Below are 23069 nucleotides of genomic sequence, written 5' to 3' on the forward strand. Positions count from 1 at the left end.
TGTTGATTACGATGCAAAAATACTTTGTCAGCCCCGAAGCGTTCGGGGATCAGCACATACGGATTACCGGCGCGGATGCGCATCATATCGTCAATGTGATGCGGGCCAAGCCGGGCTTTACTTTTCTGGTGAGCGACGGCTCCGGCCGCGAGGCCGTGGCCGTGTTCGAGAGCGGCGACGGTGAGACGGCCATCGCCCGGCTGGAGGAACTGGTCGCTGCCGATCGGGAAGCCGCAGTCGAGGTGACCATCGCCCAGAGCCTGCCGAAGGGCGACAAGATGGAACTGATTATACAGAAATGCACGGAGCTGGGGGCGGCGGAATTCCTTCCGTTCCTGTCGGAACGCACAGTCGTGCAGTATGACGCGAAGAAGGAAGCGAAGCGGCTGGAGCGCTGGGCCAAGATTGCGAAGGAAGCGGCCGAGCAGTCGCACCGCAACCGCGTTCCCGATATTGCGGCATCGGCCGCGTGGGCGAAGCTGATCGGGCAGTTCGCGGCCTATGATCTCGTGCTGATCTGCTATGAGGACGAGCAGGGCACGCGGCTCCGCGACGTGCTGGAGCCTTTCTGCGAAGCGCAGCGCGGCCAGGAGGCAGCCCGCATTCTGGTCGTCATCGGACCGGAGGGCGGGTTTTCGCTGCGTGAGGTGGAAGCGGCCACGGCGGCGGGCGCGGTCTGTGTCAGTCTCGGACGCCGCATTTTGCGGACAGAGACGGCGGGCTTGGCGGCCTGCGCTTGTATCATGTATCAATTCGGAGAAATGGGAGGAAGTTGAACAATGCCATCAGTAGCGTTTTATACGTTGGGCTGCAAGGTGAACTTCTACGATACGGAAGCCATTTGGCAGCTGTTCAAGCAAGAAGGTTATGAGCAAGTCGACTTTGAAGCGACGGCTGACGTCTATTTGATTAATACATGCACCGTTACGAATACCGGCGACAAGAAGAGCCGCCAGATTATCCGGCGGGCTGTCCGCCGCAATCCGGACGCCATCATTGCGGTGACCGGCTGCTATGCGCAGACCTCCCCGGCGGAGATTCTGGATATCCCGGGCGTCGATCTCGTCATCGGCACGCAGGATCGGGACAAGCTGATGGATTACATCGCCCAGCTTCAAGCCGAGCGCCAGCCGATTAACGCTGTGCGCAATATTATGAAGACGCGCGCATTCGAGGAACTGGACGTGCCGGATTTCGCGGAGCGGACACGCGCCTTTTTGAAGATTCAGGAAGGCTGCAACAATTTCTGCACCTTCTGCATTATTCCATGGTCCCGCGGGCTGTCCCGCAGCCGCGAGTCGCAAAGCGTGCTCAATCAGGCCCGCCAGCTCGTGGCGGCAGGCTATAAGGAGATTGTGTTGACCGGAATCCATACCGGAGGCTATGGCGATGATCTCGAGAACTATGATCTGACCGATCTGCTCTGGGATCTGGACCGGATTGATGGATTGGAACGGGTGCGCATCAGCTCGATCGAAGCGAGCCAGATCGACGATCGCATGATCGACGTGCTGAACCGCTCGTCGAAGATGTGCCGTCATCTTCATATTCCGCTGCAGGCCGGCAACAATGAAGTGCTGAAGCGTATGCGGCGCAAATATACGGTCGAAGAGTTCGGCGACAAGATCGCCCGCATCCGCGAAGCAATGCCGAATGTGGCGATTACGACGGATGTGATCGTCGGCTTCCCGGGCGAGACGGATGAGCAGTTCCGGGAAGGTTACGAATTCATGAAGCGGGTCGGATTCTCCGAGATGCACGTCTTCCCATACTCCAAGCGTACCGGAACGCCAGCGGCGCGCATGGAGGATCAGGTGGACGAGGAAGTGAAGCATGCCCGCGTTCATGATCTGATCGATCTGTCGGAGCAGATGCAGCTCGCCTACGCCGAGACGTTCGTCGGGCAAGTGCTTGACGTCATTCCGGAACGCGATTATAAAGGGGCTCCGGGAAGCGGCCAAGTGATGGGCTATTCCGACAACTACCTGCAGATCGTGTTCGACGGCGACGAGTCGCTGATCGGCCAGCTGTGCCGGGTGAAAGTGACGAAGGCCGGCGTGAACGAATGCTTCGGCGTGCTGACCCGGGTGCTTGGGGAAGAAGCGGGTCCGCAGGCAGCTAATATGTAAATGGGGTAGAACACAGAGGATTCCACTGTTGCTTCTTGTGCAAGGAGCAGGTGAAATCCTCTTTCCTTTCGGTTACGATATACATATTCATCAGTTGCAAGAAGGCGGGCTGACAGAGCTGTGGCACGCCCCACACTTTATACGTTGGAGGATATCGCGCTATGAAAGAAATATCAGCGGGGGGCGTCGTGTATCGACGCCGCGGAGAGCAAATTGAGTTCCAGTTGATCCAGGATCGTTACGGCAAGACTTCCTTGGCCAAGGGAAAAATGGAGCCCGGGGAGACCATCGAGCAGACGGCTCTGCGCGAAATCCGGGAGGAGACCGGGATGGAAGGGAGCATCGTCGGCAAGCTGGATACGATCCGCTATCAATATACGTCGCCGGAAGCTGGCACGGTGGACAAAGAGGTTCATTATTTTCTGGTTGAGGCAACAGCCGGGCAGCTTACGCCTCAGGTAGAGGAGATACGCAGCGTCGAATGGTACGGGCCGCAAGCGGCATGGGCGAAGCAGACGGAATCCGGGTATGATAACAATAACGGCATTCTGAGCAAGGCTTTTGCGCAATTGGGGATTACATTGTAATCGGCCGTATTAGCGTTCCCGGGTCCGAGCGCAATAACCTTGGCTGCAGACGCCGGCAACAGGTACACGCAGGTGCAGTGATTGTACGCTTCAAGTCTAATCTGATTGCGAAGGGTGATTACAGATGAACGAACACATCCGATTGGCCAGCCTGATTGACCACACCTTCCTCAAGCCGGAAGCGGTGCGGAGCGATATTGAGAAATTGTGCGATGAGGCGCGGCAGCATGGCTTTTACAGCGTCTGTGTCAATGGAACCTGGGTTCCGCTCTGCCGCGAGCGGCTTGCCGGCTCCGACGTGCGTATCGCGGCCGTTTGCGGGTTCCCGCTCGGGGCCGGCGCCTCCTCCGCCAAAGCGTTCGAAGCCGCCAGAGCCGTGGAAGACGGAGCGTCGGAGATCGATATGGTGCTCCAGATCGGCCGCCTCCTTGACGGTGACGTGAAGGCGGTAGAAGCCGATATCGCCCAAGTGGTCCGCATGGTGGAAGGGAAGGCTATCGTCAAAGTCATTCTGGAGACGGGAATGCTGACGACCAGTCAAAAGATCGGGGCATGCAGAGCCTCGGAAGCTGCAGGAGCGCATTTCGTCAAGACGTCGACCGGATTCGGCCGCGGCGGGGCTACCGTCGAGGATATCCGGCTTATGCGGGCGAACGTGTCGCCGCATATTGGCGTGAAGGCTTCAGGCGGCGTACGGGACACGGCGACGGCGTTCGCTATGATCGAAGCCGGAGCGACCCGAATCGGAACGAGCTCGGGGATTGCGATCGTTACCGGAGCCGGTCCCACACCTTCAGATAACACAGCGGGAGCGCCAGGACAGAGCTCGCAATATTGAATACCGTCTGGGCCCGGGCGATCTGGGCGCCCGGATCGGCGGTGAACCAGGCGGACAGCGCATGGAGCTGGCCGATTAGCGGATAGAACAGGATCGCTCCGCCCACATTGAGCACGATATGGCTCCAAGCGACGAATTGGCCGTGGCGGCTTCCGCCGAGCGATGCGATGAGCGCCGTGAAGCAGGTGCCGACATTGGAGCCGATGACGATGGCGATGCCAATCTCGGCCGGCAGGGCGCCGGTAGCGGACAAGCCCATCGCCATGACGATGATAGCTGCGCTGCTGTGGACGACAGCCGTAATGATCATTCCGGCGGCGAGCGCCCAGAGCAGACTGTCGTTGGACCGCTCCAGGAACCAGGTGAACATGCCGCGATGCTGCAGCGGCCCCCCGATCTGCTTCATCCATTCGATGCCGAGCAGAATGAGGGCGAATCCGGCAGCGGCCAGCGATCCGAACTGCAGCGGATGCAGCAGGGAGGCGAGCCGCTTCGGCAGGGGCAGGCGGTATTCGCCGCCCAGAATCGCCGCGCTCCAGCAGGCGAGCGAGCCAATGAGGAGCGGCAGCGCGTAGCGGCTGATGTTGAGGCCGATCAGCTCTGTCGTCAGGCAGGTGCCGACATTGGTGCCAAGGATGATGCCGAGCGAGCGCGAGAAGCTCATCAGCCCGGCGTTCACCAGCCCGATGGTGATGACCGTGATGGCGGTGCTGCTCTGCAGCAGCGCCGTCATGCCGGAGCTGAACAGCATGCCGTGCAGCGGCGTCCGCGTGGAACGGTGCAGGAAGCGGTTCAAATAAGGTCCTGCCCATGCGTGAAGGGCGAGCTCCATCGTTTTCATGCCAAAAAGAAACACAGCCATTCCGCCTAGCAGCGGATACCAGATTTCTGCAAACATATGCCGGACTCCTTCGTCATTCCACACAAAATGCGGGTTCTATCATTCGAGCTGGAACAGCTGGAGAGAGAATAAGTGAACAGCCTATACTGTCACTGTATGCTTGCGGATGGACAACAATGACAAGCCCGGCTGAAGCCGAGAGGGGACATGCACAATTGAAGCAATCGACAACAGCAACAGTAATCTTGAGCCGGAATCGCAAAAAACGGACGGAGCACGGGCACCCATGGGTGTTCCAATCCGAAGTCGAGCGCGTGGAGGGCAATCCGCAGCCGGGGGCGCTGGTCGACGTCATGAATGCCCAAGGCCAATATGTGGCGACCGGATACTATAACCCCGCTTCCAAAATCATTGTGCGCGTCATTGGCTATCAGCCTGCCGACGCGATGGATGCCGGCTTTTTCAAGGAGCGGCTGCGTCAGTGCCTGGAGCATCGCAACCGGTTCCTGCCGGGAGCGACGGCATACCGGCTTGTCTATGGCGAGGCTGATTTTCTGCCGGGGCTGATCGTGGATCGGTTCGGCGATGTGCTCGTCGTGCAACTATTAACGCTCGGAATGGACCTGGCGCGCGATGCGATTGTGCAGGCCTTGGCCGAGGTGATGAAGCCGCGCGGCATTTACGAACGAAGCGATGTGCCGATTCGGGAAAAGGAAGGCCTCGAACAGAGAACGGGCGCCCTGTACGGGGAATGCCCGCGCCATGTGCTCATTACCGAGAACGGACTGCAGCTTGAAATCGATATTGTCGAAGGGCAGAAGACGGGCTATTTCTTCGACCAGCGTGAGAACCGGGCGGCCATAGCACCGCTGATGACCGGATGGGGAGCGCGCAGCGGGATTGCGCTGACCGATATGGAGACAGAGGCAGGCGTACGCACCATCCCGGTCAACGCGAACGGCAAGGAAGTAACCTTTCCATGGTGGGACGGAGCTACCGTGCTGGAATGCTTCTCTCACACGGGCAGCTTCACTTTGCATGCTTGCAAATATGGGGCCAAGAAGGTGACTTGTCTCGATATTTCTGAGCATGCGATCGAGAGCGCGCAGCGCAACGTGGAACTGAATGGATTTGCGGATCGGGTGGAATTCGTGGTGGCGGACGCGTTTGCGTATCTGCGGGAGCAAGTGCAGGGGAAAGAGGAACGCAAGGAGCGCGGAACGAGCCAGTCGAAGAAGGACACGTCGAAGCCGATGACCGCAGGCGGCGGCCGTACCTGGGATGTCGTCATTCTCGATCCGCCCGCGTTCGCCAAGACGAGACAGGCGGCGGAAGGAGCGTATCGCGGCTATAAGGACATCAACCTTCATGGGATGAAGCTCGTCAATGAGGGGGGGTATTTAGTGACGGCGAGCTGCTCCTATCATATGAAGCCCGAGCGCTTCCTGCAGGCGATCCATGACGCCGCCCATGACGCGGGCAAGGTGCTGCGCCTCATCGATTGGCGCACGGCGGGGAAGGATCACCCGCAGGTAGCCGGCGTCGAAGAAGGGCATTACTTGAAATTCGGTATTTTTGAAGTCCGCTCCAGACGATAGCATGATGAAGAAGCACCTCATGGCGAATGTGCCGGGAGGTGCTTCTTGCGGTTGCGGTATGATGTAGAAGGGACAAGCGGCGGTCTATGGAGCCGGATTGGTAACGAAGGCGCCGCCAAGCCAGCGCGCATATCCCCGTTCGCGGGCCCAATTGCTCTCCCCGCTGCGCACTCTCCGGCCCGCCTCGGTGAGCAGAACCCGTCCGGTGGACGGCCCGATCGGCCGCAGCGGCTCGGGCATCGGGTCGGATGCCGCGGACAGGGATAATAGCGGCGCTTCCCCGGAAGTCAACCGGCGCAAATATCCCCAGTACTGCATGTCGCCGAGTCCGTACTCCGGCACATGCGGCCGGATATGCTGATACAGCTCCAGGAAGGAGCTGGCACCATCGGCGACGGCATCCAGCGTAAGCCGCTCCACGACGCCTAACCCGTCTACGCGCGAAGGGAAGCGGCGGAGATGGAACCGCATCGCTTCCACGATCGCATCATAAGGAGCTTCGACGCTACCGGACTCCTCGAGCCAACGCACCAATTTGCGCGGATTCGGGCTTGTATAGGCAAGCCAGGTATGGTGCATCCATGTGATCGCTTCCACGTTCAGCCGAATGCCGTGCTCGCGGCAGCGCGCCAATTGCTCCGCATCGAGGGCGCCGAAGCCGTCATAGCGGTCATGCCCGGGCACGGCCGAAATGTCGATCCAATAGACGGCCGCTTCTGGATGCTCGCGGGACAGACGCTCAGTCAACCGCAGCAGCATCGTGATATCGAACAGATCATGCTCGAACCAGAGGGCGATTTCCCGGTGCTGCAGCACATCCGCTTTCCAGGACCGCTCCTGCTCGTTGCTCATTTGCAGGTAGAGGGATGCGGGCAGGCCGCACATTTTTTCCAATTGAAGCGCGCGATACGCCAAATAACGTTCAAAGATGGGATAGACGGGTCCTTCAGTCAGCAGCTCGCGATAGACCCATACTTCTTCGTTCCAGTGCTCCCGGGCGACCGGCCGAAGCCGTTCTGCCACAATATCTCCATTTACGATATGAATCACGCGGTGTGCCTCCTTTTCTCTCCGGCGGTATCGTCAGCCAGGGGCTAGAATTCCTTCCTGCACATTCCAAACGTGTGTTCCAGTCTGCTCGCGATAATATGCTATAATAAAGCAAGGTTTCCGTAAAAGAGACGATTTGCGCAGTCTCTGTCTAATGAGGAAATACCGGGAATCCGGTCTTTTTGGACTTATTCTTATTTTTAATCCTTTCTTGCGATTTGTAAATACACTTTTATACATGGCATTTGTGGAAACAGCCAGCATATGGCATGGCAGCGTACATATCCATTGGTCAGTTGTACGGGAAAGCGGGGGATACACATTGGCTTTGCATTTCGTAATCGGCCGCTCGGGGAGCGGCAAGTCGGCCCATCTGCTGAATGAGATTCGGCGGAGGCTGGAGACTCAGCCCGAAGGTCCGCCGATGATTCTGCTCGTGCCCGAGCAGGGGACGTTCCAGGCGGAGCACGCGCTCGTCACCTCGGAGCGGCTGTCGGGGATGCTGCGGACGCAAGTCCTGAGCTTCCGGCGCCTCGCGTACCGCGTTATGCAGGAGACCGGCGGCACGGCGCTCACGCCGATTGGAGAGGAAGGCAAGAAGATGCTGCTGTACAAAATTTTGCAGCGGCGCAAGTCCGACCTGCCCCTGTTCGCCGGTGCGGCGGAGCAATTCGGCTTCATCGAAAAATTGAATGATCTGTTCGACGAGATGAAGCGGTACCGGATCCAGGCATCCGAGGTGGATGAGAATGCCGCGTTCGTCCAGGAGCATGTGGACGGCCAGCCGCTCCTGTCGGCCAAGCTGCATGATTTGTCCGCCGTGCTGCATGAGTTCGAGACAGAGCTGGAGCAGCATTATTTGGACGGCGAGGATGTGCTTGTCCGGTTGGCGGAAGGCATTCCGCACTCGGACTATGTCCGGCAGGCAGAGTTATGGATTGACGGGTTCAACGGCTTCACCCCCCAGGAGTATGCCGTGCTGGCATCGCTGCTGCTGCATGCCCGCCATGTCACCGTAGCGCTCTGCCTGGATCGGCCCTACGCCTTGGGGGAGGAGCCGCATGAGCTGAACCTGTTCCATCCTACGGCGACGACTTTTCTCAAGCTGAGCAGCATCGCCGATACGCTCGGCGTCGATATGGGAGAAGTCATACAGCTGGGCGGGCAGGGCAGATTGCCAAGATTCGCTTCCTCGCCGATGCTCTCGCATCTGGAGCGCCATTTCGACCGGCGTTCGGCTTACCGCCCCGCCTCCCCCGCCGGGGAGCGGGCGGAGATTCGCGTTCAAGCCGCGGTCAACCGCCGCGCGGAAGTGGAAGGGGCGGCGCGCGACATTTTGCGCCGGGCGCAGAGCGAGGGCGTCCGCTGGCGGGAGATGGCCGTCATGGTCAGGAACTTGCCGGATTACGCGGAATTGATCGATACGGTCTTCGGCGACGCGGGCATTCCCTATTTCACGGATCAGAAGCAGGCGGTTCTCCATCATCCGTTCGTCGAGATGACGCGCGCCGCGCTGGACATCCTTATCGGCTACTGGCGCTATGATGCGGTATTCCGCTATGTGAAGACGGACTTCATCCTGCCGGAAGACGGGAGCGTGACGAGGGAATCCTTCGATCGGCTGGAGAACTATGTGCTGGCTTGCGGCATCGAGGGCTCGAAATGGACGAATGGACGCCCGTGGCCCGCCGAACCGCGGCAGTCGCTGGATCCTGACGATCCGAACGCCGCCGAGACGGCCGAGAGCGCGCCGGAGCAGGCCCCGGAATGGGCGGAGCAGTGCCGCCGCCGGATTGTCGAGCCGCTCTTCGCGCTGCAGCGATCGCTTGCGCGGAGCCGGAATGTGCAGGAGATGTGCGAGGCGCTGTATACGTTCTGGATCCGTCTCGGGGTGCCGGACAAGCTGGAGCGGATGAGCCAGGAGGCGCTGCTGGACGGCGACGTGCAGCGTTCCCGGGAGCATCGCCAGATCTGGGGCGAGATGCTCGATATTTTGGACCAGATGGTTGAGATGCTGGGCGGCGAGAAGATGCCGCTCGAGCTGTTCGCCGGGATGCTGGAGACCGGCTTCGAGAGCGTGAAGCTGGCGCTCGTGCCTCCCGCGCTCGATCAGGTGCTGATCGCGTCTATGGATCGGACCCGTTCGAGCCAGATCAAGCATCTGTACGTGCTCGGGGTCAACGACGGGGTGATGCCTGCCCGACCGATAGAGGATGGGCTGCTGACCGAATATGAGCGGGATCTGCTGCTCACGATCGGGATGGAGCTGGCGCCCGGCATTCGGCGCAAGCTGCTGGACGAACGCTTCGTCATCTATCATGCCTTCACTTCTCCGAGCGAGAGCTTGTGGCTCAGCTATGCGCTGGCCGACGAGGAAGGCCGCTCGCTGCTCCCTTCGGAGACGGTGCGGCAGATCCGGGGGCTGTTCCCGGGCATGCAGGAGGAGCTCCTGTTGGCGGAGCCGAATGAATTTGTCCCCGAAGCGGATCAGGCCGATTTCATCGCCTATCCGGAAGCGGCGCTTAGACAATTAGTCGCCCAACTGAGGGAGTGGCGGCAAGGCCGTCCGATCGCGGATCTGTGGTGGGATGTGTACCGGTGGTTCGCAGGGCAGCCGGCTTGGCGGGATCGGCTGAAGACGGTGCTCGGATCGCTCGCCTACCGCAACCAGGCGCAGGCGCTGACGGCCGACACGAGCCGGAAGCTGTACGGACAGCAATTGCGGACGAGCGTGTCCCGCATGGAACGGTTCGTCGCCTGCCCGTTCTCGCATTTCGCCTCCCATGGCTTGAAGCTGAAGGAACGAAGGCTGTATCGGCTGGAAGCGCCGGACATCGGCCAGCTGTTCCATGCGGCGCTAAGCAGCTTCGCCGGCGAGCTGCAGGCCCAGCACCGCTCCTGGGCGGAGCTAACGCCCCAGGAATGCGAGGCGGAAGCGGATCGCATCGTCGACCTGCTGGCGCCCCGGCTTCAAGGGGAGATTCTGCTCAGCTCCGAGCGGTTCGGCCATATATCGGGCAAGCTGAAGCGCATCGTCGGACGGGCCGCGGCTGTGATGGGCGAGCATGCCAAGCGGGGGCATTTCGAGCCGGCGGCGCTGGAGATGGATTTCGGTCCCGATAAGCCGCTGCCGCCCCTCCGCTTCACGCTGGACAACGGCTGCACGATGGAGATTATCGGCCGTATCGACCGCGTCGACAAGGCGGAGAGCGAACGGGGCGTTCTGCTGCGGGTGATCGATTACAAGTCGAGCCAGACGGATCTGGCTCTCCATGAAGTGTATTATGGGCTGTCGCTGCAGATGCTTACCTATTTGGACGTGCTCCTTACCTATGCGGAGGAGTGGCTCGGCACGGAGGCGATTCCCGCCGGAACGCTTTATTTCCACGTGCACAATCCGCTCCTCCAGGCGGCCAACGGCTTGAATGAGGAGCAGGCTTACGAGCAGCTGCTCAAGCGATTCAAAATGAAAGGGCTCATCCTGGCCGACCGCGAGACCGTCCGCCTCATGGACGGCTCGGTGGAGCAAGGGCATTCCCAGGTACTTCCGCTGGCGGTGAAGGCGGACGGATCGTTCTACAGCAATTCCTCCGTCGCTACGGAAGAGCAGTGGGAGCTGCTCCGGGGGACCGTCCGTTCGGTCATCCGGGATATCGGGACGCGCATCACGAACGGCGATGTGTTGATTGAACCGTACCGGAGCGGCACGGCGACGGCATGCGATTTTTGTTCCTACAAGCCGGTCTGCCAATTCGACGAATTGGTTGACGGCAATCAATATCATCTGTTGCCGCGGCTGGGCAAAGACGAAGTATGGGCGAAGCTGAAGGGAGGCGAAGCGGACGATGGACAAGAACCGCGATGAACGGAATAACCGCGAATACGAGAGCGGCAGCGAGGCTGGCGGGAGTTCCCGCTTGCCGTCAGACGCTGCCGCTGGCGGAACTGCGAGCTTGCCGGCAGCCGCCGCCCGGGAGGATGGCGAAGCGCGCGTCCTGACAGCCGAAGCGACGTCCGGGGGCGAAGCGCGCGTCCTGACAGCCGAAGCGACGTCCGGGGGCGAAGGGCGCGTCCTGACTGCCGAAGCGGCGTCCGGGGGCGAAGCGCCTGTGGAGCTGCCGCCGAGACCGGCTGAGAGTACGTGGACCGAGGAGCAGTGGCAGGCGATCGTCGACGGCGGCGAGAACATTTTGGTTGCGGCCGCAGCCGGCTCCGGGAAGACCGCGGTATTGGTCGAGCGCATCATCCGCCGCATCAGTGACGAGTCGGCGATGCTGCATGTCGATCAGCTGCTCGTCGCTACCTTCACGAAGGCGGCCGCAGCCGAGATGCGCGAGCGGATCCGCCTGGCGCTGGAGCGCAAGCTTGAGGCGAACCCGGATTCGGAGCATTTGCGCCGCCAGCTCGCGCTGCTGAACCGCGCCTCGATTACGACGCTGCACTCCTTCTGTCTGGAGGTTATCCAGCGTCATTTCCAGGCGGTCCAGTTGGATCCGGCCTTCCGGGTCGCGAACGAGACCGAGATCGAGCTGCTGCGCCAGGACGTGCTAGAGGAGCTTTTTGAAGAGCGTTATGCCAGCAAGGAGCCGGCCTTTGCGCGGATGGTCGATTGGTTCAGCGGAGAGCGCAATGACGAAGCCGCCTTTCGGCTCGTCCACCGGCTGTATGATTTCTCCCGCAGCCATCCGTGGCCGGAGGAATGGCTGGACAGCATGACGGCTTCGTTCAGCCCGGCGGACGTCGAAGAACTGGGCCGCTCCCCATGGGCGGACAGCATTATGGCCGCGGCGCGGCTGACGCTGAACGGCATCGTCGAGCTGCTGCGCCAGGCAATCGCGCTGACGACGGCTCCGGGGGGTCCGGAGCCGTACCGCGCCGCGCTGGAGCAGGAGCTGGCCGGAGCGGCCGCGTTGGCGGATGCGGCCTCGTCCGTCCCGTGGGAGCGGATGCATGAGTCGTTCGGGCTGCTGAGCTTCGGACGGCTGGCGGCCTGCCGCGGGGATCAATACGACAAAGAGCTGCAGGAGCAAGTGAAGCGTCTGCGCGATCAGGCGAAGAAGCGCCTGCAGCAGGTGCGCGACGAGCTGTTCCGCCGGACGCCGGAGCAGTTCCTGCAGGAGCTGCATGCGATCCGGCCGGTGCTCGAAGCGCTGACTTCGGTCGTCAGCGAATTCGGTGCCCGGTTCGAGGCGGCCAAGCGGGCGAAGGGATGGCTTGATTTTGCCGATTTGGAGCATTACTGCCTGCGCATTTTGCGCGATCCTTCCTCCACGCCGGAACGGCCGGTGCCGTCCGCAGCGGGGCTGCTGTATCAGGAGCAATTTGCCGAGATATTGCTCGATGAGTATCAAGATACGAATATGGTTCAGGAAGCGATCGTGGACTTGATTACCCGGCCCGGACAGGGCAACCGGTTCATGGTAGGGGACGTGAAGCAGAGCATCTACCGCTTCCGCCTGGCGGAGCCGGGATTGTTCCAGAGCAAGTATACCTCCTACGGGAAGAAAGGCCAGGGAAATGGCACCCGCATCGATCTGGCCCGCAATTTCCGCAGCCGCCAAGGTATCGTCGATACGGTCAACATGGTGTTCCGTCAGATTATGAACGCGGACGTGGCGGAGCTGACCTATGATTCCGCGGCAGAGCTCGTATGCGGGGCGTCCTACCCGTCCGCCGATGAGATCGCGGCAGAGAGCCGCCGCGATCGGGACGAGTTCGGTCTGCCGTATTTCGCAACCGAGCTGCTGCTGATTGACAAGGGCGTGCCCGCCCCGGCAGACGAGGCGGCGGAGGATGAGGACAGCGAGACGGAACGGGCGGCGGTGGATGCCGCAGAGCTGGAGACCGCGCGCCTGGAAGCGAGGGCGATCGCTTCGCGTATCCGACGCATGACGGGAGACGAAGGGGAGCCCCCTTATCTCGTGTACGACAAGGATCAGAAGCGGATGCGCCCGGTCACGTACCGGGATATGGTTATTCTGCTGCGGGCGACCCAAGCCTGGGCGCCGCTGATGATGGAGGAGCTGAGACGGGAAGGGATTCCGGCTTATGCCGAGTTCAGCACCGGTTATTTTACGGCTACGGAAGTGGAGATCGTCTTGTCTCTGCTGCGCGTCATCGACAATCCGCAGCAGGATATTCCGCTCGCCGCGGTCCTGCGTTCGCCTATCGTCGGCTTGCAGGAGGAAGAGCTGGCCCGGATTCGGCTGTACGGGAAGGGCAAGCCGTTCTATTACGCGGTTATGGAAGCGGCGCGGACGGAAGAGCACGACTGCTCTCCGGAGGCGATGCAGCTGGAGCTTCCTCTGTCAGCGGATGAGGGCGCGGCCTCTGCCTCGGCCTCTCAGCAAGGCTGGGAAGGCTGGCAAGCGAAGCTGAGGCGCTTCCTCGACCGGCTGGAGCAGTGGCGGAATGCCGCACGGCAAGGGCGGCTGTCCGAATTGATCTGGCAAGTGTACCGGGAGACCGGGTACTACGAGTGGGTCGGAGGGCTGGCTGGCGGCCTGCAGCGCCAGGCGAACCTGCGCGCCCTGTATGATCGCGCCCGGCAATATGAATCGTCTTCAATCCGGGGACTGTTCCGTTTCCTGCGGTTCATCGACCGGATGCGGGATAGCGGCGGGGACCTTGGGACGGCCCGCGCGCTCGGGGAGCGGGAGGACGTCGTCCGCATTATGACGATTCACAAGAGCAAAGGGCTCGAATTCCCGGTCGTCATCGTCGCGGGGCTGTCGAAGCGGTTCAATCAGCAGGATCTGAACGCGTCCTTCCTGATGCACAAGCATCTCGGCTTCGGCCCGAAATACGTCGATGAGGAGAAGCGGGTCGCTTACCCGACGCTGCCGAATCTGGCCATTCGCCGTCAGATGAGGCTGGAGCTGCTGGCCGAGGAGCAGCGCGTGCTCTACGTGGCGCTCACGCGGCCGAAGGAGAAGCTGATTCTGATCGGCACGGTGCAGGACGCGGAGAAGTCGATTCGCAAATGGGGAGAAGCGCTTGATGTCGAGCGGCTGTTGCTGCCGGATTATGTGGTGGCGGAAGCCCGATCGTATCTCGACTGGATCGGGCCGGCGATCATCCGGCACCCGGCCGCGGCCGAGTGGCGCCGGTATGCCGGCCTGCCGAACCGGAACGGGGAATCCCTGCTGGATGATCCGTCCCGGTGGCAGCTCGCGATGGTGCCGGCATCCGTCATTGCGGCGGACGAGCGTCTGGCGGAGATGCCGGTAGATGAAGAGCGGATGCGCCGATTGAAGGCGCTGCGCCGGCTGGAGACGGAGGAGGTGTTCCCCCGCTCCGTATGGGCGGAGCAGATCGGGGAGCGGCTGTCCTGGCGCGATCCGTACCGCATCGTGACGCTGCTGCCGTCGAAGACATCGGTGACGGAGATGAAGCGGCTGGCGGCTTCCGATGATTGGCCGCCGGAGGACTGGGTTGGCGCTCCGGCCGGACCGGAAGAAGAGGTTGAGACGGCGTCGGAGCCCGGTGGCCTGGAGGCCGCGGAGGCGGCAATAGGCGGCAATGAACCGGCCGCTGCGGCGGGAGCGGCTGCAGGCGGCGATCAGGCGGCGTCCGGACCTTATTCCGATCCGTCCCGCACCTTGTATCTGCGGCGTCCGAAGTTCATGGAACGGCGCGGCATCACGCCTGTCGAACGGGGGACGGCCTACCATTTGCTTATGCAGCATCTTCCGCTGAATCGCCCGCTGACGGCGGCCGAGGTGAAGCATACCCTTGACGATTTGGTGGCCAGGCTTATTATGACGCGGATGCAGGCGGATGCGCTGGATGCGGGGAGCGTCGCCGCTTTCTTCGACAGCGAGGTCGGCCGGCAGCTGGCCGAAGCATCGTGGGTGAAACGGGAGCTGCCGTTCAGCTATGGCCTGACGGCAACGGAAGCGTACACGATCGAGGGCCTTCGCCGGCGCGAATCGGTAACGGCCGCGGCCGAAGCGCTGGGAAGCGGGACTGCTTCTGCATCGGGGAATGAGCCGCGCTTCGTCGCGACCCCGGCCTTCGCCGCGATGGATTCATCCGGGCAGCTGGATCAAGAGACGGTGCTCGTGCAAGGGATTATTGATTGCCTGTTCGAATGGAACGGCGAGCTGGTTCTGCTCGATTATAAGACGGACAAAGTGTTGGCCCATCGGGGCGGTCTGCGCGGGCTGACGGAGCATTACCGCTTCCAACTGGAGCTGTATGCGCGGGCGATTGAAGAGATATGGAAGAGGCCGGTGAAGCGGAAGGTGCTGTACTTCTTTGACGCGAAGCAGGCTTGCGAGCTGTAAGCGGAGCTGCGGGCGGCTGGGGCCTCCCGCGGCCTCCTGTGGCCTTCCTGCTCTGCGGCCTTCTTTGCGGCCTCTGCGTCCTCCCCGTGGCCTCCCGTGGCCTCCCGTGGCCTCCTGTGGCCTCCTGAGGGCCTCCTGCGCGATGTCCCGCGCTCTGCGCTGCTCCGGCGAAAGTCCTAGCGGGGGTGCGGGGATAGCCTTCGTGTTCCGGGCGTCGTTCGACCCGGCGTAAGGCTGCGGGAGGCGGCAGAGCCCCTAAGGTTGGGCGGCGCTTCTATAGTTGGTTTGATTTCGTATGGCGAGGATGGTGATAGATTCATGCGTATTTTACATACCGCGGATTGGCATTTCGGGCGGACGCTGGAAGGGCGGAGCCGTCTGGAGGAGCAGGCGGCGTTCGTAGACGAACTGGTTACGATGACGGAGGAGGAGCGGGTCGATCTCGTTCTGATCGCGGGGGATGTCTATGATTCGGTCAATCCTCCGGCTGCCGCGGAGCAGTTGTTCTATGAGGGGGTGGCCCGCTTGTCGGACGGGGGCCGCCGCCCAATTGTCATTATTTCCGGCAATCACGATCATCCGGAACGGTTATCTGCCTCGGCGCCGCTAGTCGGGGAGCGGGGCGTTATCCTTATCGGGCAGCCGTCGCTGGATGCGGTCGTCGTGCCGTGCGCGCGGTCGGGGGAGGAAGCGGTCATCGCGGCTCTGCCGTACCCGTCGGAAGCGCGGCTGGGCGAGCTGTTGTCGGATGAGGCCGAGGAGCAGGCGGTGCGCCGGGCCTACAGCGCCCGCGTGTCGCAATTACTGGCGCGGCAGGCGCAGCGGTTCCGGCCCACGGCGGTCAATCTCGCCATGAGCCATCTGTATGTGCTGGGCGGGGCGGAGTCCGACTCGGAGCGCCCGATTCAGGTCGGGGGCGCATATACGGTCGATCCGTCCGCCTTCGCCTGCCAGGGCGCACCGGCTGTGCCCCAATATACGGCGCTGGGGCATTTGCACCGGCCCCAGTATGTCAAGGGACCGGGCGTCATCCGCTACAGCGGCTCCCCGCTCGCTTACAGCTTCTCGGAGGCCGGGCAGGCGAAGTCGGTGACGCTGCTCGATCTGGCGCCCGGTTCAGAAGCGATGCCCGAGGAGCGCTATCTGTCGTCCGGCCGTCCGCTTGCGGAATGGAATGCCCGCGGAGGCTATGAGGAAGTGATGCGCTGGATCGAGGAAGGGCGCGACAGCCGCGCCTGGCTGGATGTGAGCCTGACGCTGACCGAGGCGCTGACGATGGAGCAGATTCAGAAGCTGCGCCGCGCTCATGACGGCATCGTTCATATCCGGCCGGTATATGCGGAAGCGGAACGGGAGGCGGAGGACGAGGTGCGGCTGAGCGAGCTGCCGGTGCAGGAGATGTTCCGCCGCTTCTATGAGCGGCAGACCGGCGGCGCTCAGCCGGATGATGCGCTTGTCGCCTGCTTCCTCGAGCTGATTGAATCTGAAGCCGAAGAGAAGGAGGAGAGCGCATGAAGCCGATCGAATTGAGGCTGGCCGGACTGCAGAGTTATCGCGATGAGCAGCGGATCGATTTCGAGAAGCTGTGCGAGACCGGGCTGTTCGGTATTTTCGGTCCGACGGGAAGCGGCAAATCATCCATTCTCGACGCGGTGACGTTGGCGCTGTACGGCAAGGTCGAGCGTGCGGCCGGCGGAACGCAAGGAATTCTGAACCAGATGGAGAACACGCTGTCGGTCTCCCTCACCTTCGCTCTCCATGGCGCGGCCGGCAAGCGCACGTTCCGGGTCGAGCGGCGCTTCAAGCGCACCGGTGACGTGACGGTGGGCAGCACCTTGACTCGCTTCATCGAACTCCGCCCGGAAGGTGATATCGTGCTGGCGGACAAGCTGGCGGATGTGAACCGCTGCGTGGAAGAGCAAATCGGGCTGAAGATGGACGATTTCACACGGGCGGTTGTGCTGCCCCAGGGTAAATTCGCCGAGTTCCTCTCCTTGAAGGGAAGCGAGCGCCGTCAGATGCTGCAGCGGCTGTTCTCCCTTGAGAAATACGGCGATGAGCTGGCCGCCCGGTTGGCTCGCCGCGTGAAGGAAACGGATGTCCGCTTGAAGACGTGCCTGGCCGAGCAGCAAGGGCTGGGCGACGCCTCCGTAGAAGCTGTCCGCGAGGCGGAGACTGCGCTTGCCGCTGCGGTCCGCCACGCTGAGGAGGCTAGAGCCGCCCGTCTGGAAGCGGAACGGGTTCACCGTGAGCTGGCCGAGCTGCGGGAACGCCTTCAGGAGCAGGAGCGGCTGCTCGCCAGACGGGGCGAATTGGAGCAGGAGGCGCCGAAGCGCGCGGCGGAGCGGACGGAGCTGCAGCGGGCACGGGAAGCGGAGGAACTGCTCCCTTATGTAACCGAGCTGGAAGAGCTGGAAGCGCGGCTCCAGAAGGCGTCGGCCGGTCATGAGGCGGCTCGGGCCGCCGCGGCAGCAGCTGCGGAGCGGGCGGCGCAGGCGATTCGGGCGGCTGATGATGCGCTCCGGCGCAAGGAAGCTGATGAGCCGGAGCTGATGAGCCGCCATGCTCGCCTGCAGGAAGCGGTCCGCCTGTATCAGGACAGCGTCCGGCTGCGGGAAGAGGCGGAGCAGTGGACCGCGAAGCGGACCGAGGCCGCCGGCCGGGCAGAGCGGGCGGGAGCGGAAGCGGCCCGGGCCCGCGAGATGCTGCGGAAGGCGGCCGATCGGCAGGCGGAACTGCGCGAAGCGATGCAGGCGCGCGAGAAGCCGCCCGAGGAACGGGACCGGTTCCAGCAAGCGGTGAGCGAGCGGCAGCTCCTGACCGTGCAGCACGGCCGGTGCCGGGAGCTGGAGGACAGCTCCGGCAAGCTGGCCGCTCGGGCGGAGCAGGCCGGGCAGACGTGGCTCGAGCTGCTGCAGACGTTAACCGGCCATGTGCTGGCCGGACAGGCGGTGGCGCTGGAGGGCCTGCGGATCCAATCGGCGTGGCAGCGGCTGCATGCTCAGGCAAGCGATGCGCTGGAGGAAGCGGAACGCGAGCTGGCGGCCGCGAGGGAGCGGCAGTGGCAGCAGGCGGCCGAGGAGATGGCTGCCAAGCTGGCTTCCCGGCTGGAGAATGGCCAGCCCTGCCCGGTCTGCGGCTCGACGTGCCATGCTCATCCGGCGCAGATGCCTGCCGCTTCTGAAGCGGTCCGCGAAGGTTGGGCGGAATGGGAGGAAGCGAGAGAGAAGCGGCGGGAGGCCGTGAGACTGGCCGAGCAGGGCACAGAGCGCTGCGCCGGCGCGGTGCGCCAATGGAGCGAGCGTCTGGCGGAGCTGAACAGCCGGCTCCGGCCGATGCTGCTCCTTTGGGAAGAGGGCGCGGCCTCCCTGCCGTCAGCGGCGGCGCAGATGGCGGCCGCCTTGGAGGAAGGCGTTCCGGTTCCGGGGGAACCGGACGGGCCTGGCAGCCCTGGCGGGGAAGAAGCGGATGCCTCCTTGGAGGCGGCGATAGTAAGCCTCCAGAAGCAGGCCGCTGCCTGGGAACGCGGCATGGAGCAGAGTCTGCACCGGATTACGGATAGCCAGTGGGAGCTGCAGCAGACCTGGTCGGCATATGAATCGGCCGAGGCGGCCCGGCGGGAAGGCGAGACAGAATGGAAGCGGGCCGGGTCCGAATATGCCCGTTCGGCGGAGCGGTGGGCAGCCCGGTATGAGCTGGCCGGCTGGAGCTTCGGGGAGATGGATGCGATCGTCGAACGTTGGCGTGAGGATGAAGCGTTCGTGAATGATTGCCGGGCCCGGCTGGACAAAGGGGCCGTCTATGTCGAGGAGATGCAGCAGCGGTTGCGTCAGCTCGAAGCGGACAGCCAGCAGGCGGAGCTGCAGCGTGTTCAGGCAGAGTCCGAGCTCAATGGCGTCAACCGGCTGCTGTCCGAGTACGGGCAGCGGCTGGAGCCGTGGGCAGGCGGCCCGCCGATTGAGCGGCAGGCCGCAGAGGCGGAGGCGCAGCTGCACGCGCTGCGGGAACATGCCGCCCGTACCGCCAAAGAAGCGGAAGCGGCGCGCCAGGCCCAAGGAGAGGCGGAACGGATCGCGGCGCTGGCGGAGCAGCAGCGGGCCGATCTGGGCGAGCGCGCGGACGCTGCGCGAGGGCGTCTGGCGGTGAAGCTGGCGGCTTCCTCGTTCGAGGCTGCCGGTGAAGTGATGGCGGCGCGCCGCAGCCCGGAACACTGCCTGGAGTTGGAAGGCGGGCTGGCGGCATATGACGAGGAACAGCGCGATCTTCAGGCGCGGTTGGCCCGGCTGGAGGAGCAGCTAGGCGGCCGTACGGTCTCCGCCGTCGAGTGGCAGGAAGCGAAGGAGCGGTGGGAGCTGGCGGTCGAACGCGATGAAGCGGCGCTCGGAAGCCGTGCCCGAGCCGAACGCGACGCCGAGCATATCCGGAGCAAGCATGAGCGCTGGATGGTGCTCGAGGGCGAGCGGGTACGCGCGGAGGAGCAGTTGGGAAGACTCCAGCAGCTGCAGAGCATATTCCGGGGCAACGCCTTCGTCGAGTTCATCGCGGAGGAGCAGTTGATGCAGGTAAGCCGGGCAGCGTCGGAACGGCTGAAAAACTTGACCAAGCAGCGGTATGCGCTCGAAGTCGATTCGGGCGGCGGCTTCGTCATCCGGGACGACGGCAATGGAGGCGTCCGGCGGCCGGTCTCAACGTTGTCCGGGGGCGAGACCTTCCTGACCTCCTTGGCGCTGGCGCTGGCTTTGTCGGCCCAGATTCAATTGAGAGGAATGTATCCGCTCGAATTTTTCTTCTTGGATGAAGGGTTCGGTACGCTCGACCCTGAGCTGCTCGACACCGTCGTCACCGCGCTAGAGAAGCTTCATCACGATCGGCTGGCGGTCGGGGTTATCAGCCATGTGCCTGAGCTTCGGGCCCGCTTGGCGCGCAAGCTGACCGTCCTGCCTGCGGAGCTGACCGGTTCGGGCTCGCGCATTCGGATGGAAGAAGCGGATTGAAGCGTTGCAATCGAACGGGATGTGATGTTCGTCACAGTAACAGTTATGACCCGCTGTTATAATACAGATAGCCGACATCTTATCCAATGGCACCTCGATGACCGTACTGCTTCTGCAAGCCGTGCGTGCTCTCTGCAGCCGCATTTCGCTTGCAGGTGCACTACGTTCATAGCGTCCATGACGCTGCCCGCTTGCTAGCGGGGGACGAGGTGCTCTTTTTTTTGTTTTGCAAAGCGTATGCTTCGAGTTAAGTAAGCTTCCCGGTGCTGACAACCGGTTGTACATAAGCATATGCACCGGTATAAGGTTCACGCGCATTTCGGCAGCTGTTATTCAGAGGATTGTGGAGCATGCGGACGAGGAGCGAACTTTATCTTGCGGTTCCCGCGGGGCAATGGATGCATTACGGGGAACGGGAGCTTCGATGGATCGCGCCTATGTGCTGTACGGCTATTACGGGGGAGGTTATCCCGGATATTACCCGGGCAATTATGGTGGCGGCTATTATCCCGGGTATTACCCTATACGGCTACGACCGGCCGTTCAATCGGTTGATTCTGCCACTGATTGCGCTGATGGCCTTGGCGCGGCTGCCGTATTATTGATTAGGTGAAGGCCTGTCTGCTTCGAGCGAACCACTGCTCCAGACAGGCCTTCTTTACGTCCCAGATGCATTTAGCGCTGCGATCCAATCGACGAGCGTGCCGGCCGTTTCCTGAATTTGCTCATCGTCCGATATGGTCGCGCCCTTGTCCTTCTTTTGGATGCCGTAATCTCCGAACTGGGCATGATTGCCTCCCTCGATGACACGCTCCACGAAGGAATCCGGCATATAGGATTTGCTGTTCGTATACTGTTCCAGATCGAGCACCCCATCCTGGGAGCCGTAGATGGACAGAACCGGGATGTTCAGATGGCTGATGTCGCTCTTAGGGTATGAGGCCAGAAACACGATGCCCTGAACGTTGAACGTATTGTTCTTCGTATACTCAGCCGCCATCGTACCGCCGAGCGAATGACCGCCGATAATATTGATCCCGCGGGGATTCAACAGCGGAAGTGCGCGCTTGGCGCCCTGGATATCGAGCACAGCCAGGTTGAGCGGCATCTCGATAATATACGTATTGACCCCTTGGGCGGCTAAGGAGCGTGCAAGCACCGCGTAGCTTTCCGGCTGGACCAATCCTCCCGGATAGAAGATGAAGTTAGCCACCGGCTCGGCTGTCGTCTCGAACCGCAGCACGCCGTCTTCCTTCGTGACGGTGACATCTTCGCCGGGAGCCATGGCCTGCTCCGCCTTCGTGCCCGCAGGGTAAGGGCGCAAATAGATGGCGAGAGCGGCGGCAAGCACAAGCAGGACGGCGGCGGCCCCGATAAGGATGCGAATCCCTCTGCGGCGCCTCGGCTGGTCATGGGGTGAAGACATCGGGATATCCTCCTTTCAGTTGGCCGAGACAATAGTTTTTGATATGATAACAGTATCCGAGATTAACCGACTGATCCACTATCAGATGGTGAGAACATTGAAGGAGGCCGTTTAAATGGACTGTATTTTTTGCAAAATTATCGAAGGTTCGATCCCTTCCAAAAAGGTATTGGAAAATGATCATGTCGTCGCCTTTCACGACATTACGCCACAAGCGCCGGTACATATTCTTATTATCCCCAAAAAGCATATCCCAACTATGAACGATCTACAAGCAGAGGATGCTTCCCTGATGGGAGAAATCCACCTGGCTGCACAGCAGATTGCCCGGGATATGGGGATTGCCGATTCAGGCTACCGCCTGATCAATAACTGCGGGAAAGACAGCGGACAGGTTGTGTTCCATCTTCACTACCACCTGTTGGGAGGAGAGCCGCTGGGCGCTCTGACAGGGCCTAAAGCGTAACGGATTGGAAAGGGGTTCCAGCGCCCGGTTCGCTATTCCTGCTTTCCGATGCATAAATGTAGATTAGAATGCGCCGCCAAGGTTGACACTCACTTTTACAATCACATATAATGTAGTTTGATAACCGTGTTGTTGTTCTTGGACGGTCTGGTCGGAGGGAGGGAAAACTGGTGTCTGAAACGAAAGTTCGCAAAAACGAGACAATCGATGCTGCACTTCGTCGCTTTAAGCGCTCCATTGCAAAAGATGGCGTATTGGCTGAAGTTAAAAAGCGTAAGCACTATGAAAAGCCAAGCGTTAAGCGCAAGAAGAAGTCCGAGGCTGCCCGCAAGAGAAAGTTTTAGGAGGAATATGCACCAATGGATCTTAGCCAAAGATTGAACGAAGATATGAAGCAAGCGATGAAAAGTCAAGACAAGTTCAAACTCTCCACCATCCGGATGGTACGTTCAGCGATCAAGAATGTTGAGATAGATGCTAAGAGAACTTTGAATGACGATGAAGTGCTTGAGATTCTAGGTCGTGAAATCAAACAGCGGAAAGATGCCCTCCAACAATTTGAAAGCGCAGGTCGAGACGATTTAGCTGATTCATTGAAAGACGAGATCGAGATTTTGACGCAGTATCTTCCTGCCCAACTTTCCGAAGAAGAAATTAAAGAGATTGTACAGAAGGCTATCCAAGAGACCGGTGCTTCTTCGAAAGCCGACATGGGGAAATTGATGGGTGCCCTGATGCCGAAGGTAAAAGGGCGCGCCGACGGAAAGCTGGTCAATACGATAGTTCAACAATATCTGCAGTAAGCGTCTTTGACAGCCTTATGTAACGTGACAAAAACACTCCTTTTTCAAG

Annotated in this window: 16 protein-coding genes; 13 read left to right on the plus strand and 3 right to left on the minus strand. The window is 61.4% G+C overall.

Annotation, left to right across the window (positions count from 1 at the left end; genetic code table 11):
- Positions 1 to 11 precede the first annotated feature (11 nt).
- The 4 genes from FLT43_RS25780 (at position 12) to deoC (ending at position 3554) form a co-directional block, all read left to right on the plus strand.
- Complete coding sequence (locus FLT43_RS25780) at positions 12 to 776, plus strand: 16S rRNA (uracil(1498)-N(3))-methyltransferase (protein ID WP_087442092.1); 765 nt, start codon at positions 12 to 14, stop codon at positions 774 to 776.
- Between the two features lie 3 nt (positions 777 to 779).
- Positions 780 to 2129: a tRNA (N(6)-L-threonylcarbamoyladenosine(37)-C(2))-methylthiotransferase MtaB gene (gene mtaB / locus FLT43_RS25785; protein WP_087442093.1), complete on the plus strand. Its 1350-nt coding sequence runs from the start codon at positions 780 to 782 to the stop codon at positions 2127 to 2129.
- Between the two features lie 161 nt (positions 2130 to 2290).
- Entirely contained in the window at positions 2291 to 2716 is a 426-nt protein-coding gene (locus tag FLT43_RS25790; protein ID WP_087442094.1) for an NUDIX hydrolase, read from the plus strand.
- 124 nt (positions 2717 to 2840) lie between these two features.
- On the plus strand, positions 2841 to 3554 hold the full coding sequence (deoC, locus tag FLT43_RS25795) for a deoxyribose-phosphate aldolase (RefSeq protein ID WP_087442095.1): 714 nt from the start codon (positions 2841 to 2843) through the stop codon (positions 3552 to 3554).
- Here deoC and FLT43_RS25800 read toward each other — a convergent pair.
- A complete protein-coding gene (locus tag FLT43_RS25800) occupies positions 3487 to 4452 on the minus strand; it encodes a Na/Pi cotransporter family protein (RefSeq protein ID WP_087442096.1) in 966 nt (321 codons plus the stop codon). The two genes, deoC and FLT43_RS25800, sit on opposite strands and share 68 nt — an antisense overlap.
- A gap of 119 nt (positions 4453 to 4571) precedes the next feature.
- Here FLT43_RS25800 and FLT43_RS25805 point away from each other — a divergent pair, with 119 nt between their 5' ends.
- Complete coding sequence (locus FLT43_RS25805; protein WP_087442097.1) at positions 4572 to 5993, plus strand: class I SAM-dependent rRNA methyltransferase; 1422 nt, start codon at positions 4572 to 4574, stop codon at positions 5991 to 5993.
- Between the two features lie 84 nt (positions 5994 to 6077).
- Here the strand turns inward: FLT43_RS25805 and FLT43_RS25810 are convergent, their stop codons facing one another.
- Positions 6078 to 7043: a DUF1835 domain-containing protein gene (locus tag FLT43_RS25810; RefSeq protein ID WP_087442098.1), complete on the minus strand. Its 966-nt coding sequence runs from the start codon at positions 7041 to 7043 to the stop codon at positions 6078 to 6080.
- Between the two features lie 322 nt (positions 7044 to 7365).
- Between FLT43_RS25810 and addB the strand changes: the two genes are divergently transcribed.
- The 5 genes from addB to FLT43_RS25835 all read left to right on the plus strand — a co-directional run bounded on the left by addB (position 7366) and on the right by FLT43_RS25835 (position 20930).
- Positions 7366 to 10908, plus strand: a complete 3543-nt coding sequence (gene addB / locus FLT43_RS25815) for a helicase-exonuclease AddAB subunit AddB (RefSeq protein WP_087442099.1) — start codon at positions 7366 to 7368, stop codon at positions 10906 to 10908.
- Positions 10889 to 15331: a helicase-exonuclease AddAB subunit AddA gene (gene addA, locus FLT43_RS25820; RefSeq protein WP_087442100.1), complete on the plus strand. Its 4443-nt coding sequence runs from the start codon at positions 10889 to 10891 to the stop codon at positions 15329 to 15331. Before addB ends, addA begins: the two co-directional genes overlap by 20 nt.
- 318 nt (positions 15332 to 15649) lie before the next feature.
- Positions 15650 to 16846 carry an exonuclease SbcCD subunit D gene (locus FLT43_RS25825; protein ID WP_087442101.1) on the plus strand — a complete coding sequence of 399 codons (1197 nt, stop codon included), beginning with the start codon at positions 15650 to 15652 and terminating at the stop codon, positions 16844 to 16846.
- Positions 16843 to 20325 carry an AAA family ATPase gene (locus FLT43_RS25830; RefSeq protein WP_087442102.1) on the plus strand — a complete coding sequence of 1161 codons (3483 nt, stop codon included), beginning with the start codon at positions 16843 to 16845 and terminating at the stop codon, positions 20323 to 20325. Before FLT43_RS25825 ends, FLT43_RS25830 begins: the two co-directional genes overlap by 4 nt.
- Positions 20326 to 20675: 350 nt before the next feature.
- Positions 20676 to 20930 carry a hypothetical protein gene (locus FLT43_RS25835; RefSeq protein WP_087442103.1) on the plus strand — a complete coding sequence of 85 codons (255 nt, stop codon included), beginning with the start codon at positions 20676 to 20678 and terminating at the stop codon, positions 20928 to 20930.
- A gap of 53 nt (positions 20931 to 20983) precedes the next feature.
- On the opposite strand, the gene FLT43_RS25840 is transcribed toward FLT43_RS25835, so the two are convergent.
- Entirely contained in the window at positions 20984 to 21751 is a 768-nt protein-coding gene (locus FLT43_RS25840; protein ID WP_087442104.1) for an alpha/beta hydrolase, read from the minus strand.
- A 115-nt stretch (positions 21752 to 21866) separates the two neighbouring features.
- Between FLT43_RS25840 and FLT43_RS25845 the strand changes: the two genes are divergently transcribed.
- The 3 genes from FLT43_RS25845 to FLT43_RS25855 all read left to right on the plus strand — a co-directional run bounded on the left by FLT43_RS25845 (position 21867) and on the right by FLT43_RS25855 (position 23020).
- Entirely contained in the window at positions 21867 to 22217 is a 351-nt protein-coding gene (locus tag FLT43_RS25845; protein WP_087442105.1) for a histidine triad nucleotide-binding protein, read from the plus strand.
- A gap of 170 nt (positions 22218 to 22387) precedes the next feature.
- Entirely contained in the window at positions 22388 to 22561 is a 174-nt protein-coding gene (gene rpsU, locus FLT43_RS25850) for a 30S ribosomal protein S21 (protein ID WP_005547957.1), read from the plus strand.
- Positions 22562 to 22576: 15 nt separating this feature from the next.
- Positions 22577 to 23020: a GatB/YqeY domain-containing protein gene (locus FLT43_RS25855; RefSeq protein WP_087442106.1), complete on the plus strand. Its 444-nt coding sequence runs from the start codon at positions 22577 to 22579 to the stop codon at positions 23018 to 23020.
- The last annotated feature ends 49 nt before the right edge of the window (positions 23021 to 23069 follow it).

It is taken from the genome of Paenibacillus thiaminolyticus, from assembly GCF_007066085.1.
Taxonomy (GTDB): Bacteria; Bacillota; Bacilli; order Paenibacillales; family Paenibacillaceae; genus Paenibacillus_B; species Paenibacillus_B thiaminolyticus.

What these genes read in the sequence shown, in the direction of transcription:
- FLT43_RS25780 (WP_087442092.1), top strand. Translation starts at nt 12, where the DNA reads ATGCAAAAATACTTTGTCAGCCCCGAAGCGTTCGGGGATCAGCACATA.
- mtaB (WP_087442093.1), top strand. Translation starts at nt 780, where the DNA reads ATGCCATCAGTAGCGTTTTATACGTTGGGCTGCAAGGTGAACTTCTAC.
- FLT43_RS25790 (WP_087442094.1), top strand. Translation starts at nt 2,291, where the DNA reads ATGAAAGAAATATCAGCGGGGGGCGTCGTGTATCGACGCCGCGGAGAG.
- deoC (WP_087442095.1), top strand. Translation starts at nt 2,841, where the DNA reads ATGAACGAACACATCCGATTGGCCAGCCTGATTGACCACACCTTCCTC.
- FLT43_RS25800 (WP_087442096.1), bottom strand. Translation starts at nt 4,452, where the DNA reads ATGTTTGCAGAAATCTGGTATCCGCTGCTAGGCGGAATGGCTGTGTTT.
- FLT43_RS25805 (WP_087442097.1), top strand. Translation starts at nt 4,572, where the DNA reads ATGACAAGCCCGGCTGAAGCCGAGAGGGGACATGCACAATTGAAGCAA.
- addA (WP_087442100.1), top strand. Translation starts at nt 10,889, where the DNA reads ATGGACAAGAACCGCGATGAACGGAATAACCGCGAATACGAGAGCGGC.
- FLT43_RS25825 (WP_087442101.1), top strand. Translation starts at nt 15,650, where the DNA reads ATGCGTATTTTACATACCGCGGATTGGCATTTCGGGCGGACGCTGGAA.
- FLT43_RS25830 (WP_087442102.1), top strand. Translation starts at nt 16,843, where the DNA reads ATGAAGCCGATCGAATTGAGGCTGGCCGGACTGCAGAGTTATCGCGAT.
- FLT43_RS25835 (WP_087442103.1), top strand. Translation starts at nt 20,676, where the DNA reads ATGCGGACGAGGAGCGAACTTTATCTTGCGGTTCCCGCGGGGCAATGG.
- FLT43_RS25840 (WP_087442104.1), bottom strand. Translation starts at nt 21,751, where the DNA reads ATGTCTTCACCCCATGACCAGCCGAGGCGCCGCAGAGGGATTCGCATC.
- FLT43_RS25845 (WP_087442105.1), top strand. Translation starts at nt 21,867, where the DNA reads ATGGACTGTATTTTTTGCAAAATTATCGAAGGTTCGATCCCTTCCAAA.
- FLT43_RS25855 (WP_087442106.1), top strand. Translation starts at nt 22,577, where the DNA reads ATGGATCTTAGCCAAAGATTGAACGAAGATATGAAGCAAGCGATGAAA.